Annotated in this window: 14 protein-coding genes; 2 read left to right on the top strand and 12 right to left on the bottom strand. The window is 68.3% G+C overall.

Annotation, left to right across the window (positions count from 1 at the left end):
* Positions 1-4 precede the first annotated feature (4 nt).
* The 6 genes from ACEN9G_RS13080 to ACEN9G_RS13055 all read right to left on the bottom strand — a co-directional run bounded on the left by ACEN9G_RS13080 (position 5) and on the right by ACEN9G_RS13055 (position 7118).
* On the bottom strand, positions 5-712 hold the full coding sequence (locus ACEN9G_RS13080) for an MOSC domain-containing protein (RefSeq protein ID WP_413338992.1): 708 nt from the start codon (positions 710-712) through the stop codon (positions 5-7).
* Positions 713-806: 94 nt separating this feature from the next.
* Positions 807-3941 (bottom strand): efflux RND transporter permease subunit, encoded by a 3135-nt coding sequence (locus ACEN9G_RS13075; protein ID WP_413338991.1) that lies wholly within the window; start codon positions 3939-3941, stop codon positions 807-809.
* Positions 3942-3951: 10 nt separating this feature from the next.
* On the bottom strand, positions 3952-5142 hold the full coding sequence (locus ACEN9G_RS13070) for an efflux RND transporter periplasmic adaptor subunit (protein WP_483126697.1): 1191 nt from the start codon (positions 5140-5142) through the stop codon (positions 3952-3954).
* Between the two features lie 10 nt (positions 5143-5152).
* Complete coding sequence (locus ACEN9G_RS13065) at positions 5153-6385, bottom strand: TolC family protein (protein ID WP_483126696.1); 1233 nt, start codon at positions 6383-6385, stop codon at positions 5153-5155.
* 66 nt (positions 6386-6451) lie between these two features.
* A complete protein-coding gene (locus ACEN9G_RS13060; protein ID WP_413344966.1) occupies positions 6452-6814 on the bottom strand; it encodes a hypothetical protein in 363 nt (120 codons plus the stop codon).
* 49 nt (positions 6815-6863) lie between these two features.
* The gene (locus tag ACEN9G_RS13055; RefSeq protein WP_413344970.1) at positions 6864-7118 is read right to left on the bottom strand and encodes a hypothetical protein; all 255 of its coding nucleotides are present in this window, start codon (positions 7116-7118) and stop codon (positions 6864-6866) included.
* Between ACEN9G_RS13055 and ACEN9G_RS13050 the strand changes: the two genes are divergently transcribed.
* Positions 7006-7557, top strand: a complete 552-nt coding sequence (locus ACEN9G_RS13050; RefSeq protein ID WP_413344964.1) for a C39 family peptidase — start codon at positions 7006-7008, stop codon at positions 7555-7557. The genes ACEN9G_RS13055 and ACEN9G_RS13050 overlap by 113 nt on opposite strands.
* Before the next feature lies 1 nt (position 7558).
* Positions 7559-8179 carry a hypothetical protein gene (locus ACEN9G_RS13045; RefSeq protein WP_413344962.1) on the top strand — a complete coding sequence of 207 codons (621 nt, stop codon included), beginning with the start codon at positions 7559-7561 and terminating at the stop codon, positions 8177-8179.
* A gap of 3 nt (positions 8180-8182) precedes the next feature.
* On the opposite strand, the gene ACEN9G_RS13040 is transcribed toward ACEN9G_RS13045, so the two are convergent.
* Genes ACEN9G_RS13040 through ACEN9G_RS13015 form a run of 6 tightly spaced genes read right to left on the bottom strand, consistent with a single transcriptional unit; the run spans position 8183 to position 15376 of the window.
* Positions 8183-9559 carry a beta-barrel domain-containing protein gene (locus ACEN9G_RS13040; RefSeq protein WP_483126695.1) on the bottom strand — a complete coding sequence of 459 codons (1377 nt, stop codon included), beginning with the start codon at positions 9557-9559 and terminating at the stop codon, positions 8183-8185.
* A complete protein-coding gene (locus ACEN9G_RS13035; protein WP_483126694.1) occupies positions 9546-11114 on the bottom strand; it encodes an FHA domain-containing protein in 1569 nt (522 codons plus the stop codon). The genes ACEN9G_RS13040 and ACEN9G_RS13035 overlap by 14 nt, the downstream gene beginning before the upstream one ends.
* Positions 11115-11125: 11 nt before the next feature.
* Positions 11126-12523: an efflux transporter outer membrane subunit gene (locus tag ACEN9G_RS13030; RefSeq protein WP_413342316.1), complete on the bottom strand. Its 1398-nt coding sequence runs from the start codon at positions 12521-12523 to the stop codon at positions 11126-11128.
* Positions 12520-14469 (bottom strand): HD domain-containing phosphohydrolase, encoded by a 1950-nt coding sequence (locus ACEN9G_RS13025; protein WP_413342318.1) that lies wholly within the window; start codon positions 14467-14469, stop codon positions 12520-12522. Before ACEN9G_RS13025 ends, ACEN9G_RS13030 begins: the two co-directional genes overlap by 4 nt.
* Before the next feature lie 54 nt (positions 14470-14523).
* Complete coding sequence (locus ACEN9G_RS13020; RefSeq protein WP_413342320.1) at positions 14524-14943, bottom strand: DUF4399 domain-containing protein; 420 nt, start codon at positions 14941-14943, stop codon at positions 14524-14526.
* Positions 14944-14956: 13 nt separating this feature from the next.
* The gene (locus ACEN9G_RS13015; protein WP_413342322.1) at positions 14957-15376 is read right to left on the bottom strand and encodes a DUF4399 domain-containing protein; all 420 of its coding nucleotides are present in this window, start codon (positions 15374-15376) and stop codon (positions 14957-14959) included.
* Positions 15377-15430 lie beyond the last annotated feature (54 nt).

The following is a 15430-nucleotide window of genomic DNA, read 5'->3' as shown; positions in this document are numbered from 1 at the left end:
AAGCCTACGGCACGACCTCGGCGAAAAACAACCGTTCCACCGGCGCGGGATCGAACAACCCGCGCCCATCCCAGCGCGGCAGGTCGATATCCGCTTGCGAGGGCACGGCCTTGCCCGCGTAGCGCGGCCCCAGCCGGGCGATCATGCCCGGGAAAGCGCGGCAATAGCTGGACGCGATGCCGGCCACCTGGGCCAGCCGCTTATACGTGATCACGCTGGCGGGCGGCAGTGTATCGAGCACATGGACGATGCGCTCGCGCCAGTCGTCCGACCACGCGGGCAGCGGCGCGCCCGCCACGCGGATCCGGTCGCCCGGCCGGATCTCGCCGCCGCGCAGCACACGCGCCAGCATGCCGCGCCGTGTGCCGATGCGCGTCGACAGGCCGGGTTGGTGCGCGTCCAGGTGCCCGCAGGCTTCGCACTGGAACATCAGCCGCAGCAGGGCGCCATCGCCGACCTGCAGCACGGTGCCGGAGACGAGCCGCGACGTGTCGACGTCCACGAGCAGGTTCTCGCGCAGCGTGTGCGGCGGCAGCGCGAACGCGTCGTAAGCATCCGTGCCGGCCAGCAGCAGCTGGCGCGGCGACAGCGGGTCGGCGTACACGTCGCCGTCCAGTCCCTGGTAGGCGATGGCCCTCACGCCGTCCACGCGCACGGGTGGCGCGGCCAGGCTGGGGCGCAGGGCCAGGGCTTCGATCCGTCCGATGTCCATGTGCTTGTCCGTGTTGGTAAGCGATAAGCGATGACAAAGTCTGCCACAGGTGCGGCCGGTCCGGATGGCGTACCGGACGGTCGCACCATGACGCTCAACGATAGGCCGGGTCGCGGGAACTTTCATGCGCCCACGTGTACAAGGCCGGCAGGATCAGCAAGGTCAGCGCCGTCGACGACAGGATGCCGCCGATGACGACCGTCGCCAGCGGCCGCTGCACTTCCGCGCCCGTGCTCGTCGCCAGCGCCATCGGCAAAAAGCCCAGCGAGGCGACGAGCGCCGTCATCAGCACTGCGCGCAAACGTACCTGCGCCCCTTCGCGCATGGCATCTTGCGCGGAGTGGCCCTGGTCGCGCAGCGAACGCACGAACGCCAGCATCACGAGCCCGTTCAGCACGGCCACGCCGGACAGCGCGATGAAGCCGACCGCCGCCGAAATCGACAGCGGCAATCCGCGCAGCCACAGCGCCAGCACGCCGCCCGTCATGGCGAACGGGATGCCGCTGAACACGAGCAGGCCATCCTTCACGCTGCCGAACATCAGGTACAGCAGCGCGAACACGAGCGCCAGTGCGGCCGGCACGACGAGCGCCAGGCGCTGGCCCGCGGCCCGCAGGTTCTCGAATTGTCCGCCGAGACTCAGCCATACGCCCGCCGGCAGTTTCAGCTTGGCCAGGTCGGCTTGCAGCGCGGCGACGAACGACCCGAGATCGCGCCCGCGCACATTGGCCGTGACGACGATGCGGCGCTTGCCGTTCTCGCGGCTGATCTGGTTCGCTTCCGGCACGAAGTCCAACGTGGCGATCTCGGACAGCGGAATGCTGGCGGCCCGCCCATCGCGCGCCGGCAGCGAGATCGGCAGGCGCCGCAGCGTGTCGACATCGTTGCGCGCCCCTTCCGCCAGGCGCACCGTGATCGCGAAGCGGCGGTCGCCTTCGAACACGGTGCCCACGTCGCGGCCGCCGACGAGCGTGCCGAACGCTTCCTGCACGTCCGCCACGTTCAGGCCGTAGCGCGCGGCCTTGATGCGGTCGACGGCCAGGGTCAGCGCCGGTAAACCTCCCGTCTGCTCGATTTTCACTTCGCCGGCGCCCGGCAGCCGATCGAGCACTTGGGCGATGCGCTGGGCCGTCGCGAGCATGGTCGCCGTGTCGTCGCCGAAAACCTTCACGGCCACGTCGCTGCGCACGCCCGAGATCAACTCGTTGAAGCGCAGCTGGATCGGTTGCGAGAACTCGTAGTTGTTGCCGGGGATGCGGTTGGCCGCTTCCGCGATCGCGGCCACGAGCTCGGCATGCGTTCGTCTCGGCTTCGGCCACTGGTTTTCCGGACGCAGGATCAAATAGCTGTCGGCAGCATTCGGCGGCATCGGGTCCGTCGCCACCTCGGCCGTGCCGATGCGCGCGAACACGCGTTCGATCTCGGGGAATTCGCGCAGCAGGGCGGTCTCCAACTGCTGCTGCATCGCCACCGATTGCTGCAGGCTCGTGCCGGGAATCCGCAAGGTCATCACGGCGAGATCGCCCTCGTTCAGGTTCGGCGCGAATTCGGTGCCGAGGCGGGTCGCCAGCAAGCCTGTCAGCAGCACGGACAGCACGGCGAAGGTCAGGGCGACCGGGCGGTTGCGCAGGGTCCAGTCCAGCAGCGGCCGGTACCAGTCGCGCGCCTTGTGCATCATGCGGTTGTCGTGTTCGGCCACGTTGCCGCTGACGAACAATGCGACGGCAGCCGGCACGAACGTCACGGACAGGATCATCGCGCCGACGAGCGCCATCACGACCGTGAGCGCCATCGGATGAAACATCTTGCCTTCGATGCCGGACAGTGCGAGCAGGGGCAGATAGACCGTCATGATGATCACCTGGCCAAACAGCAGCGGCCGCCTCGCTTCCGCCGCGGCAAGCGCCACCTCCGTGCGGCGTTCCGCGCCAGTCAATGGCCGCCCGACCTCGGCCTGGGCGATCCCGAGCCGGCGGATGCAGTTCTCGACGATGACGACGGCGCCGTCGATGATGATGCCGAAGTCGAGCGCGCCGAGGCTCATCAGGTTGGCGCTGACGCCCGCCTGCACCATGCCCGTGAACACGAGCAGCATCGTGAGCGGGATGACGAGCGCCGTCACGAGCGCCGCGCGCAGATTGCCGAGAAAAGCGAACAGGATCGCGATGACGAGCAGCGCCCCTTCGACGAGGTTGTTGCGGACGGTGCGAATCGCCTTGTTCACCAGCACGGCGCGGTCGTACACCGGCAAAGCCTGCACACCCGGCGGCAGCGAACGGTTGACCTCGTCCAGCTTGCGGCGCGCGCTGTCCGCGACGGCGCGGCTGTTCTGGCCGATCAGCATGAAGACGGCGCCCAGCACCACTTCGCGACCGTTCTCCGTGGCGGCGCCGGTGCGCAGTTCGCGGCCCGGCTCCACGTCGGCCACGTCGCGCACGCGCACGGGTGCGCCGTCGACGACGTCCAGCACGATGTTACGGATCTCCTCCAGCGTTTTCACTTGTCCCGGCGTGCGCACGACGAATTGTTCGCCACCGCGCTCGATATAGCCGGCGCCCGCGTTGACGTTGTTGCGGTCGATGGCATTGACCAGGGTCGCCAGCGACAGCCCGCGCGCAGTGAGCTTCGCCATGTCCGGCGCGACCTGGTACTCCTTCAGGTAGCCGCCAATGGTGTTCACTTCCGTCACGCCCGCGACGCCGCGCAGTTGCGGCGCCACGATCCAGTCCTGGATCTCGCGCAGGTCGGCCGGAGAATAGGGCGTGCCGTCCGGTTTCAATGCGTCCGGGCGCGCTTCGACCGTCCAGTAAAAGATCTCGCCCAGGCCCGTCGCGATCGGCCCCAGCGCGGGATCGGCCTGGTCCGGCAGCCGGCTTTTCGCCTGTTGCAGCCGCTCGCTCACGAGCTGGCGGGCGAAATAGATGTCGGTGCCTTCCTTGAAGACGACGGTGACCTGCGACAGGCCGTAGCGCGACAGCGACCGCGTCTGCTCGAGCCGGGGCAGGCCGCTCATCGCCGACTCGATGGGGAAGGTGATGCGCTGCTCGACTTCCAGCGGAGAATAGCCCTGCGCGGCCGTGTTGATCTGCACCTGCACGTTCGTGATGTCGGGCACGGCGTCGATCGGCAGGCGCTGGTAGTTGACCACGCCCAGGCCGGCGAGGGCGAGGACCGCGAGCACGACCAGCCAGCGGCGCGCGATGGCGAATGCGATAAGTTGTTGGAACATGGGCGCCTCGTCAGTCGTCGTGTTCGGCTTCGCTCTTGCCGAGGTCCGCCTTCAGCAGGAAGCTGCCGCCGGCCGCGACGACATCCCCCGCCGCCAGCCCGCGCACGATCTCGATCCGCTTGCCGTCCGAGCGCCCGGGCACGACGTCGCGCAGCGTGAATCCGGCCTTCGTGCGGACGAACACGACGCTGTGCTCGTGGATCGTCTGAATGGCATCGCCGGACACGGTCACCGGCACCTGCGCCTGCGGCCCCATCAGGTCGACGCTGGCCAGCATGCCCGGCCGCAGGCGCGCGTCGCGGTTCGGCAGGACGATGCGTGCCGTCGCCATGCGCGTCGTCTCGCCGAGGACGGGGCCGACGAATGCGACGGTGCCGTCGATCTCGCCCGGTTGCGTGCCCACGCTGATCTTCGCCGCCATGCCCGCCCCGACCTGGCCCAGGCTGTCGGCGGGTACGGCCGCTTCGATCCACACGTGCGACAGGTCGGCGATGGTCAGCAACGGCTTCGTTTCGTCGACCGCCTGGCCCGCGACGGCCGGCTTCTCGACGACGACGCCGTTCAGCGGTGCGCGCATCGTCACGCTGCTGGACACGCCGCCGCCCGCTTCGATGCCCAGGGCGGCCAGGCGCTGTGCCGCCGCCTGTGCGGCGATCTCCGCTTCCCGCATCGCCGTCGCCGCGGCTTCCAGATCCTGGCGGGCCGAGATGCGCTCGTCCCACAGCGCCTTTTCGCGCTGGTACGTCGTGCGGGCGAGCTGCAGCCGTTGGCGCGCGCTGGCGGCGTCGGCGCGCCACTGCGCGATGGCCGGGCTCCGGATCGTCACGAGCGCCTGCCCCTTGCGCACCAGGGCGCCCGGCGCCACGAGCACGGCCTGCACGATGCCCGGCGCGGGCGCGGCCAGCGCGACGGTGCGTTCCGCGTCGGTTTTGACTTGCGCGGGCAGGTGCAGCCGCTGCCGCAAGGTGGCCGGACCGGCCGTGTCGAGGGCGATGCCGTTCGCCTTGATCTGCGCCGCCGTCATCGCGATGCCGCGTGCGCCTGCATCTTCCGCTGCGCCGCCTGTTTCCGCGCCGCGGTCGTCGTGGCCGTGCGCATCTTTCGTGGGTGCCGAGTCCTCGCGCGTAAACAGCATCAGTCCGGCCAGGAGGAGGGCGAACGCGCACATCAGCGCGATCGCCAGGGTCTGTTTCTTCGTCATGGTGTTCTCTTCAATCTTGATCGGTGCCGGCGAGGCGTTCGATGTCGGCCCAGGCGCGCCAGGCGGTTTCCAGGCTGTCCCAGTGGCGTGTCTGCACCTGGAACCACGTCCGTTGCGCGTCGAGCACGTCCAGGAAGGAAAACTTCCCGTACTCGAATCCTTTCAGCGTCTGCTCGTACGCGGTCTTCGCGCCCGGCACGACGTCGTCGCGCAGCAGCCGGGCTTCCTGTTTCGCCGTTGCGTAGCGCGTGTGGGCAGCCGTCAGCGCGGCCGCCGTCTCGACCCGGGCCGCAGCCAGTTCGTCGTTCGCCGCGTCGGTGCGGCGCAAGGCCGCGTGCAGGGCATCCTCGTTGCGGTTGAACAGGGGCAGCGGCACGGACAGGCCGACGACGGCCTGGCGCCGGCCCACCTGGTCATCCTTTTGCGTGCCCACGGACAGCGTGACGTCCGGCACGCGCGCCGCCCGCTCGACATCCGCCTGGGCCTGCCGCGCCGCGAGCTGGCCGCGTGCGCGGCGGACGGCGGCGGATTCGCGGGCCAGCAAGGTCGCGATGGGTGCGGGGTCCGGCAGCCGCTCGCTGTCGTCTGCCAGCGCCAGGGTGTCCGCGGGGCGGCCGACCAGCGCGGCCAGCGTCGTGCGGGCGATGGCCAACGCGGCCGTCGCCCGGGTCAGCGCGGTCGATGCATCGACGGCCGCGAGGCGGGCCCGTGTCTCGTCGATCGGCGATATCTTCCCGGCCGCGACGCGCTTGCCCGCCACGTCGACGGTCCGGCGCGCGAGGTCCGTCAAGGCCTGGGCAAGTGCGAGCCGGTGTCCGGCGATCAGGACGTCATGGTAGGCTGCGATGACGTCGGCCCGGATGGCCAGCCGCTGCGCCAGCCGGTCGCCGCGCGCCACGTCGGCCGCACCCTGGGCGAGGGCGACGCGGGCTCGGCGTTTGCCGCCGAGCTCGATCGGCTGGTTGATCTGCACGGTGGTCGTGCGCGTGCCGGCCTGCTGGCCTTCGCGCAGCCAGGACAGCTCGGGATTCGGCAGCCGGCCGGCCTGGCCGACCAGCGCTTCGCTCGCCGCCACCTCATGCGCGGCCGCGCGCGCGGCGGGCTGGTCGAGGGCGAGCCGGATCGCTGTGGATAAGTCGATGGGGGTGGTGTCCGCCGCGACGCGCAGGGGCTCGGCGCCGCAGCGCCATGCCAATGCGGATGCGAGGACGAACATCGCCAGTCTTTGTCTGGATGTGTTCATGCGTGCTCCTGAAAATGGTCGATTCAGGCGCGCGGAGATTTGTGGGGTATCAATGCCGCGCGCGGGTCAGGCGGCGGCAGGCCATTGCGGCCGTTCGGGACGGCTCGCGGGCGGCGCTTTGAGGTAGGGCGGGAAGAAGGCGATGCTGGAAGCGTGCCGGCGCTCGGCCGGTATCACGACGAACGCCGCGGGCAGGCACGCCGTATGTCCGAACGTGCAGGCCGCGCAGTGCGGGTCGACCAGGGACGCGCCGTCGTCGTCGGCCACGAACACGGTCCGGTCTACGCCTGGCGCGACGACGCTGTGGTGGCTCACGCCGGCCGGCGTCATCGCGCAGCACTTGTCCGCCATGGCCAGGGCGACCTGGAATGGATAGACGACCAGCAGCAGGATGAGGATCAGGCGGCGCATGGCGCAATGATACCGCATTAAAAGATGGCGTTATTCATCAATGAGCGGCCTCAACCAATCACGGGAATCAGGTTGGGTTCGCAACCGATCTGCATATACCTTTATCGGGAGGGTTTATCCATACGTGGATGATTCCGGAAATAAACGATTGAACTCGCTGGAGGGTCGCCGTAATGAAAAGCGCAAATATACTTGGCGGAATTTTTTTATTGGGAACTTTATCCGCCTGTTGTAATCCACCGTTGGTATCCACAATCGACGTCCCGAAATTACCGCAGCAGGCGTCGAACTGGTGCTGGGCGGCGAGCGGCCAGATGACCATGCGTTTCCTGGGCCATGACGTCGCCCAATGCGTGGAAGCGAATAACCGTTTCGGCCTCGCGACGTGCTGCGAAAATAATTCCGGAAGCTGTAATAACGGCGGCTGGCCGGAATACGTGAAATACGGTTTTACGGCCGACCAGACCTCCGATACGGCACTCACGTTCAGCCAGATCAAATCGCAGATTTACTGCAAAAAGAAACCCATCGCATTCAGCTGGCACTGGCCCGGCGGCGGTGGCCACATGATGGTCGTAAAAGGCTATTTCACGGTGAACGGCGTGCAATACGTGGACGTCAACGATCCCGAGCCTTATACGGATCTGGGCACGCTCGTCGGCGGCACGGAAACCATCATGACGTATGCCGATTACGTCAGCCGCACGGGCGACCACACCCATTGGAACGACTATTACAACATCACGTACAAAGGTGACTGACATGCGCAAACTTCCTTTCGCGTTGGTCGTTGCGGTCGTCCTCTTCCTCGGCGGCTGCCAGACGAGCCAACCCCGCCCCAACCACAGCCAGGACACCGCAGCGCAGCATGGCCTGGCCACGCTCCGGCAGGTCGTCAATGCCGGCAACTATGCGTCGCTCGGTTTCGAGTCGGAGGCCGAGGTACGCCAGGCCACGCTCGGCGAGCCGCTGCAGGTCTACCGGGTCCAGCTCGACGCCCTGCGTGCCTTTACCGGGAACACCGATCCGGAAACGCTGCTCGTCGACATCCGCCGTAGCCTGTACCCCGTCAAGGTCGGCGACCGCGTGGCGACCTCGATCTTCGTCACCGGGTCGCGCGAAGGCTGGCGGGCGTCCGAACTGGGCAACGCGGCCGTGGCACGGCTCGTCAGCCGCTATCGTCACGGCGCCGGCGATTTCCTCGTGCACGTGGCTGCGATGAAATCCTGGTTCGTCGCCGACCGGGTCGAAGGCAAGCTCATGCTGACACCCGTCATGGACGACCCGCGCACCAAGCTCCGGGCGGGAGAAACCGTGCCGGCGGACGTCGTCTTCCTGCAGCTCAAGGCGGCGTCCGACGGCGACAACGGCTTGCCGCAATAGGCATCACCCGCCGAGCTGGCGGAACGGGTCGAAGGCCAGGTCGATGAGACGGCGCTTGCGCACGACGATTTCCGCGCTCGCCGTCATGCCGTAGCGCAGCGGGTACGACGTGTCGCCCACGGTGTAGTGATCGCGCTCGAGGGCGACGCGGCCTTCGTACACGGGCAGCCGCGTCTGCGGCGAGGCCCGGGTCGCGGGCGCGATGGTCTGCAAGGTGCCGTCGATGATGCCGTAGCGCTGGTATGGAAAGGCGTTGAATTTCACCTGCACCGGCAAGCCCTCGCGGAGGAAGGCGCGGTCCTGTTCGGGGATCTCGATCTTGAGCAGGGGCCGCGTGTTCTTCGGCACGATGCCGCCCAGCGGGGTGTTCGCCTGGATCTTATCGCCGGGCTGCGTGGACGTCACCTCCGTGATCACGCCGTCCACGGGCGCAAGGATGCGCAGGAAATTGTCCTTGTCGATGTTCTCGAACTGGATGCGCGATGCCGCATCCGCCACCAGGCGCGCCGTCTGCACCTGCAGCCGCAGCTTTTCCTCGACGTTCGTCGCCTCGCGCGTCGCCGCTTCGTACTGCAGGCGCAGGCTCGCGAGCTGCTGGCCGCTCGTCTCCAGCTGCGAGCGGGCCTCGGTGGTTTCCAGGCTCTGGCGCGCCGAGAGCTCGCTCGCGCGCGATTCCGCCACGCGCACCGCGTTCTCGGCCGCCTGCAGCGCATTCTTCTTGCCCTCCACCTGCAGTTGCGAGACCCCGCCGCCGCCCGGCAGCGCGAACAGGCGCTCGTACTTGGCCGCTTCGTCGCGCGCCGCATCCCGTGCACGGCGCGCGTCCTCCAGATTCGTGCGCGCTTCCTGCGCCTGCGCGCGCTGGCCGGCGGCGAGGCGGCTCGTGCCCTCGGCCTGGCGGCGCTCGTGCTGGCGTTCCTCCGTGTCCATCGCTTCCTTGAGCGCGGCCACCCGCTCGTCCAATAAAGCTTTCTTTTGTGGGAATTCCTTCCATTCGCGTTCCGCGTCTTCCAGTTTCAGGCGCGCCTCCAGCGCATTGCGGGCCGCCTCGATGGCGCCGCGTGCGTACAGCCGCGCCACCACGTCTCCCTTGAGCACGGGCTGTCCCTCGGCGATGTAGATGTTGGCCAGTTCGCCGTCGATGGGCGCATACAGGCGGCGCACCTCGGATGCCGGTACCAGCGTGCCCGGCGCCATCACGAGCACATCCGCGCGGCCGAAGAACGACCACGCCAGGCCGACCAGCACCAGCGCCACCATCACGTAGATGGCCAGGTGCGTGAAGCGCGCCGGCGTGGCCGTCAGGATGCCGATGCCCTCGTCGCCGTGGTCTTCCAGCGCGCCGATCAGCGGGCGCAGGGGTTTGTCACTCGTTGCCATCGCCGCCTCCTGTCAGGGCCAGCTTGCGCAGGTCGCTGGCCGCCTGCGCATACGTGTCGCGGAAGGCCGGGACGTACGCCGAGATCGTCGCGAACGCGCGCTGGTGCGCCGGCTGCTCGTCCTGCCACTGGCGCACCATCCGGCTGAGGCGCGCACCGTCGGCCGCGTCGCGCACGGGGGCCGCCGCGCCGCCGCGCCCATGGACGAACCGTTCCACGTCGCCGACCCAGGCGATTTCCGCCACGAGCGGCCGGGCATCCGCGTTATGGGTGCTCAGGCGCCGCATGCGTGTTTCGGCCTGGATGGCGCGGTCGAAGCGGCGCGCCTTCAGGTCCGCCATCCACTGCGGCAGTTCCGCTTTCAGCAGGGCTTCCGTGGCCAGCGCCTTCACCTCCGCATTGTCCGGGTCGCGCGCGAGACGGTCGTCGGCGAGGCGGGCCGCGGTCGCGAAATCGCCGCGGTCGACGAGGCCCTGCAACGCCCGCTCCGGCGCGCCGGCCAGCTGGAACAGGAGGATGACAGCGATCACCAGCGCGCTCAATGTCATCAGCCAGCGGCGCAGGCGCGCGGGGTCGGCATCGCCGGCGGCGCCCATTGCATCCAGCAGGGCGGCCGTCATCAGGGCGGCCTGCCCGCGCTTGTCGTGCCTGATGCGGGCCGGTTCCGCAGAGGCGGGGTTCACCTCGTCTTCCTGCGCGCCGGGCAGCTCGTCGGCGCAAAAGATGTCGAGGAAGGAGCCGGCCGACGCGACGAACGTCGTGTGGTCCGCATCCATCGCCGCGGGGGAGGCCGCCGGCGGCAACGACACCCGCGTGACGGTCGGCTCGGGCCCGGCCTGTTCCCATTGCAGGCGCACGCGGTAGACGAAGTGATGACCGCCGAACGCGAGCACGTCGCCGTCCTCCAGCGCATGGGCGTGCTCGTCGAGCCGCACCGCACCGATGAAGGTGCCGTTCGTGCTGCCCAGGTCCTCCACGTACGGCACGCCCGCCTTGAGGAAGATGTGGGCGTGGCGGCGCGACAGATAGCCGACCTGGTGCGGCTCCTTCTCCTTGTAGCGCGCGAACGTATCGTCCACCTTGCTGATCAGGAAGGGAAAGCTGGTGATGACGATGGCTTCCAGTCCGAGGTCGGCACGCTCCGGTTCCAGCGTAAGGCTCGCGAGCCGGGCGGCCGGCGCCGCTGCCGGCGTAGACGCCTGCAGCCGCACCCGGTACGCGAGCACGCGCGCCAGGCCGACCTCGTCGCCGTCGTGCAGCCGCACGATGCCGTGTCGCACGGCGACACCGTTGACGGTGGTGCCGTTCTTGCTGCCCAGGTCGGCGATATACACGTCGCCACCCTCGACGAAGACGCGCGCATGGCGGCGCGACAAATCGGCCACGATCTCGGGCGGATACGCGGCGAACGGCGGCTCGGTGCGGCCGATGGCGAACAGGCCGTCGTCGATGGCGAGCGGACCGAGCTCGGGATGGTTCAGCGGTTCGAGCACGATGCCGACGCGTTGAAGAGGCGGTGCCTGCATCTTGCCGACCAGGACTTCGTCAGGCGCCATCGGAGCGTCTTTCAATGCTGCGCCGCATCGGCCACCTCCACCGGCGGCCAGCCGCCGCCCAGCGCCTTGTACAGTGTCACCGTATCGGACAGGATCTGCTGCTGGTTGGCGAGCAGCGCCAGCTGGGCCCCGAGCAGGGTGCGCTCGGTCTCGAACACTTCCAGCTGCGACGCCACGCCCTCCTTGCGCTGCGCATCCGTCGTGCTGGCCACGAGCCGCAACTGGTCGACCTGCTGCTGCAATTCTCCCCGCTGCTTCTTGTGCGCCTCCAGGTTGACGAGCGCATTTTCCACGTCTTCGAACGCGGCCATGACGGTCTGGCGATACGCCTGCTCCGCCACCTTCGTCTGCGCCTCGCTCGTGCGCACGCGCGCCTTCACGCCCGGGTCGAGAATCGGGAAATTAATGCTGGGCAGCAGCCCGAACGTGAACGATTTCAGCAAGGTCGACAGCGCGAAGCTGGACGTGCCGCCGCGCCCCGTCAGGCTGATCGACGGCAGTTGCGCCAGCTTGGCCTGCCCCGTCAGGTCGTACGCTTCCAGCACGCGATATTCGGCCGCGACGACGTCGGGCCGGCGTTTCAATAATTGCGACGGCAGGCCGCCCGGCACCTCGGGCACGCGCACCCGCTCCTGCAGGCGGCCGGCAGGCATCTGGAAGTCGCCGGCCGGTACGCCGATCAAGGTCGCCAGCGCATTGCCGGCCAGTGCGCGCAGGCGCTGTAATTCGATCAGCTCCGTACTCAGGCGGTTGACCTCGGCCGATTGCTGCAGCACACGCGTGTGCGGGATGAGGCCGTTCTGCTCCATCGCCTGGTACGTGGTGAGAATGTCGCGGTTGCGGGCCTGCGTCTGGCGCTGCTGGTCGATCTGTTCGTCGAATTGCAGGATCTGGAAATACGTCGTCGACACGTCCGACACGAGTTTCAGATAACCCGCGCGCCACTCGGCCTCGGTGGCGGAAAACTCGGCCTTCTGCGCCTGCACCCCCTTCTCGACCTTGCCCCAGATGTCGATGTCCCAGTTGGTCTGCGTGGCCAGGTTGAACTGCTTCGTGAACGGTTGACCCGTGACCTTCTGGAAGCTCGCGCCCGCACCCGCGTCGAGCGTGGGCAGCGCGCCGGCCCGCGCCTCTCCGATCTGCGCGTTGGCCACGCCGATGCGCGCGGCGAGCACGGCCAGGTCGAAATTGCCGGCGAGCGCGCGGCTGACGAGCTGGTCGAGGTAGGGATCGCGGAATTCGTGCCACCAGTCCGGCACGATCAGCTCCGTCTTGGACAGCGGCAAGCTGGCCGAGTTCGCCCACGCCGTCTTGGCCGGCACGGACGGCCGCGCGTACGGGCGCATGCCGACGTCCGCGCAGGCGGCAAGCAGCAGGGCGGCAACCAGGCAAAGGAGACGGCCGGTCATGGCGCCATCCATGCTCGGGCGTCGACGAACACCTGGAACAGGCGCGCATCGATATGCCCCGCGTCGCATTCCTCGTGCATCAGGTCCAGCGCCTGTTCCACGGGAACGGCCTTCTTGTACGGCCGGTCACCGGCCGTAAGTGCATCGTAGATGTCGCAGATCGTCAGGATGCGCGTCTGGATGCTGATCTGCGGCCCGCGCAGGCCCGACGGATAGCCGGACCCGTCCAGCTTCTCGTGGTGGCCGTGCGCGATCGCGGGCACGCCGGCCAGGTCTCTCGTCCACGGGATCAGGACGAGGAACGAATACGAATCCACCACGTGTTCCTCGATCTGGCGCCGCTCGTCCGCCGTCAGGCAGCCTTTCGCCAGGCTCAGCGCCGCCACCTCGTGGTCTTCCAGCAGCGCGAGCGGCTGGCCGTCCGGGTCGTGGCAGCCGTAGTGGACGATGTCGCGCAAATCGGGCAGGGCGCTGCTGCGCGAGATGGCGGGCTCGTTGGCGCTGCGGATCGTGGCGAGGAAGCCGTCGAGCCGCGCCGCTTCCTCGGCCAGGCGCGCATCGGCGGACTCCTTTTCGACCCGGAACGTCGCCGCGCTCCAGCCCTCGTCGATGTGGCGCTGCGCGAGCGTGTGATAGGCCTGGCGCTCCAGGCAGGCGCGTGCGTACAGGAAGCGTTGCTCCAGCAGGCGCATGTCGGCATGGTGCAGCTTTTTCTCCTTGCGCAGCACGTGCTCGCGCACACCGACCTTGCCGAAGTCGTGCAGCAGCGCGGCATAGCGGATCTCGCGCAACTGTTCGCGCGTAAAGGCAATACGGCGCACGTCCGGATCCTGCGCGCGGTCGAGCGCCATGGCGAGGCGCTCGGCATAGCTCGCCACGCGGAACGAGTGGCCGGCCGTGACGGGATCGCGCTCCTCGATCGCCTGCACGGACGCGCGCACGAAGCCGTCGAGCAGGCGTTCGATGTCGGAATACAGCTGGAAATTCTTGAGCGCGACGGCCGTTTCCGCGCACACGCCCGTAAGCAGTTCGAGGTCGGCCTCCTGGAACGCGCGCGGATCGGACGAGCTGTCGACCTGGATCAGCCCCAGCACTTCCTCGCCCACGATCAGCGGCGCGCACATGACGCTGCGGATCGCCTGGGCGACGATCGAATCCTGCGCGGCGAAGTGGCGGTCGGCCAGGGTATCGACGGACAGGATCGCGCGCTTCCTGCCCAGCACCTCGTCGACGATCGTGTGCGACAGGCGCGCCTGCCCCGGATCCTCGACCATGCCGTTGCGCCGCCGCGCCGCCACCGGCACGGGCGGGTCGCGTTCGTTCTGGCGCAGCAGGATGAACGCGCGCTCGGCCAGCGGGAACAGGTCGAAGATGAAATTCATGATCTTTTCCGTCAACGTCGCGCGGTCGGTGACGGCGCCCAGCGCGATGCTGACCTGGGCCATCGCATGCAGTTTCAGCACCGATTTCTCGAGCTCGCCGCGAGGCGCATCGCGCGGGCCGGCCGCCGGCACGTACTGGGTGGCGTCGACCGACTTCCTGATCACCGTCGGCATGCTGGCCGCGCCGGGTGCGACCAGCGAGCGGAACACGAGCTGGGTGGAGGCGAGCGCCAGTTCGTCGCCGTCGCCCAGCACGTGCCACGACCCGGGTTGCAGCCGCTCGCCATTGACGAACGTGCCGTTCGACGAGTGCAGGTCCTCGACCGACCAGGCCTCCCCGCGCCTCCGCACGCGCGCGTGGCGGCGGCTGATCGTGTGCAGCGGGATGCAGATGAACTGGTCGGACGCGAGCGCGTCCTGGCGATCGCGTCCGATCACGACCTCGTCGTGCAGCGGAAACAGCCGCGACCGGACGTCGCGCCCGCCCAGCAGCTCGAGATATGCGCTGACGCCGCCTTCCACGGGCGGTGCCGCATAGGGTTCCGGTGCCGGTTCGATCGCCATGTCGTCCTCGCCTTGAGACCTGTAAGACAGTGACGCCGCGCTACAGTTCGCAAATCATTTCACAGTGATCGTGATTGTTCTGGACTGGACGGACGGCTCGAACGTGACGTGCTGGTCGTCCCCCATGACGAGCTGCAGCGTGTGCCTGCCGGGCGGCAGCTCGATCGTCGTCTCCGTTTCTCCGGCGCCGAAGTGCAGGTGGTTGCGGTCGTTCGGAATCTCGACGCCCGGCTCCGGCGCGTCCGTGTCGATCAGCAGGTGGTGGTGCCCCGTATTCGGAAATTTCACGCCTTTCGGCGCAACGCCCATGTTGCGCAGGCCGAACCAGACGCGGATCGGCTTGCCGGATGCGACCACCTGGCCGTCGTTGGGCCAGCCGATGTACAGGTAGGCGTTGGGCGGCGCCGGCGTCGGCTCGGCGGCAGGAACTGAAACGGCGGCGGCGAGAAGGGCGGCTGCCAGTCGTATGCGCATGGGGGCTCCTGTTTCACTTGACCGTGACTGTAATCTTTTTCGAGTAGACCGGCGGATCGTGCGGAATATGATCCTTGTCGGCCAACAGCAGCTGCAGCGTATGCGAACCCGGCGGCAGTTCTATTCTCGCCTCCGTTTCGCCGGCGCCGAAGTGCAGGTGGTTGCGGTCGTTCGGCACGGCCTGGTCCATGTTCTCGGGCAGGTCGGTGTCGATCAGCAGGTGGTGGTGGCCCGTCTTCGCGATGTCCGTGCCCTTGGGCGCGACGCCCATGTTGCGCAAGCCCATCCGCACCCAGAACGCGTGACGGACGACCATGCCGTCGCTGGGCCAGATGAAATACACCAGCGCGCTCTCGGGCGACGGCGTGCGTGCGAGCACGGGCACGGCCTGCAATACCACCGCGCTCAGTATCAAGACAATTGTTTTGCGCATCGTCCTCTCCTGCCCGCCATGCGGGCCGCTGTTCCGGCAGCATCCGTCAACCGG

The sequence above is a fragment of the Massilia sp. Masssp94 genome (genome assembly GCF_059491305.1).
Note: the sequence above shows the minus strand (reverse complement) of the source record. Positions and strands in the feature narration are given on the sequence as shown.

Coding starts and splice junctions, on each gene's coding strand:
- ACEN9G_RS13080 (WP_413338992.1), bottom strand. CDS start 712: ATGGACATCGGACGGATCGAAGCCCTGGCCCTGCGCCCCAGCCTGGCC.
- ACEN9G_RS13075 (WP_413338991.1), bottom strand. CDS start 3,941: ATGTTCCAACAACTTATCGCATTCGCCATCGCGCGCCGCTGGCTGGTC.
- ACEN9G_RS13070 (WP_483126697.1), bottom strand. CDS start 5,142: ATGACGAAGAAACAGACCCTGGCGATCGCGCTGATGTGCGCGTTCGCC.
- ACEN9G_RS13065 (WP_483126696.1), bottom strand. CDS start 6,385: ATGAACACATCCAGACAAAGACTGGCGATGTTCGTCCTCGCATCCGCA.
- ACEN9G_RS13060 (WP_413344966.1), bottom strand. CDS start 6,814: ATGCGGTATCATTGCGCCATGCGCCGCCTGATCCTCATCCTGCTGCTG.
- ACEN9G_RS13055 (WP_413344970.1), bottom strand. CDS start 7,118: ATGGTCATCTGGCCGCTCGCCGCCCAGCACCAGTTCGACGCCTGCTGC.
- ACEN9G_RS13045 (WP_413344962.1), top strand. CDS start 7,559: ATGCGCAAACTTCCTTTCGCGTTGGTCGTTGCGGTCGTCCTCTTCCTC.
- ACEN9G_RS13040 (WP_483126695.1), bottom strand. CDS start 9,559: ATGGCAACGAGTGACAAACCCCTGCGCCCGCTGATCGGCGCGCTGGAA.
- ACEN9G_RS13035 (WP_483126694.1), bottom strand. CDS start 11,114: ATGGCGCCTGACGAAGTCCTGGTCGGCAAGATGCAGGCACCGCCTCTT.
- ACEN9G_RS13030 (WP_413342316.1), bottom strand. CDS start 12,523: ATGACCGGCCGTCTCCTTTGCCTGGTTGCCGCCCTGCTGCTTGCCGCC.
- ACEN9G_RS13025 (WP_413342318.1), bottom strand. CDS start 14,469: ATGGCGATCGAACCGGCACCGGAACCCTATGCGGCACCGCCCGTGGAA.
- ACEN9G_RS13020 (WP_413342320.1), bottom strand. CDS start 14,943: ATGCGCATACGACTGGCAGCCGCCCTTCTCGCCGCCGCCGTTTCAGTT.
- ACEN9G_RS13015 (WP_413342322.1), bottom strand. CDS start 15,376: ATGCGCAAAACAATTGTCTTGATACTGAGCGCGGTGGTATTGCAGGCC.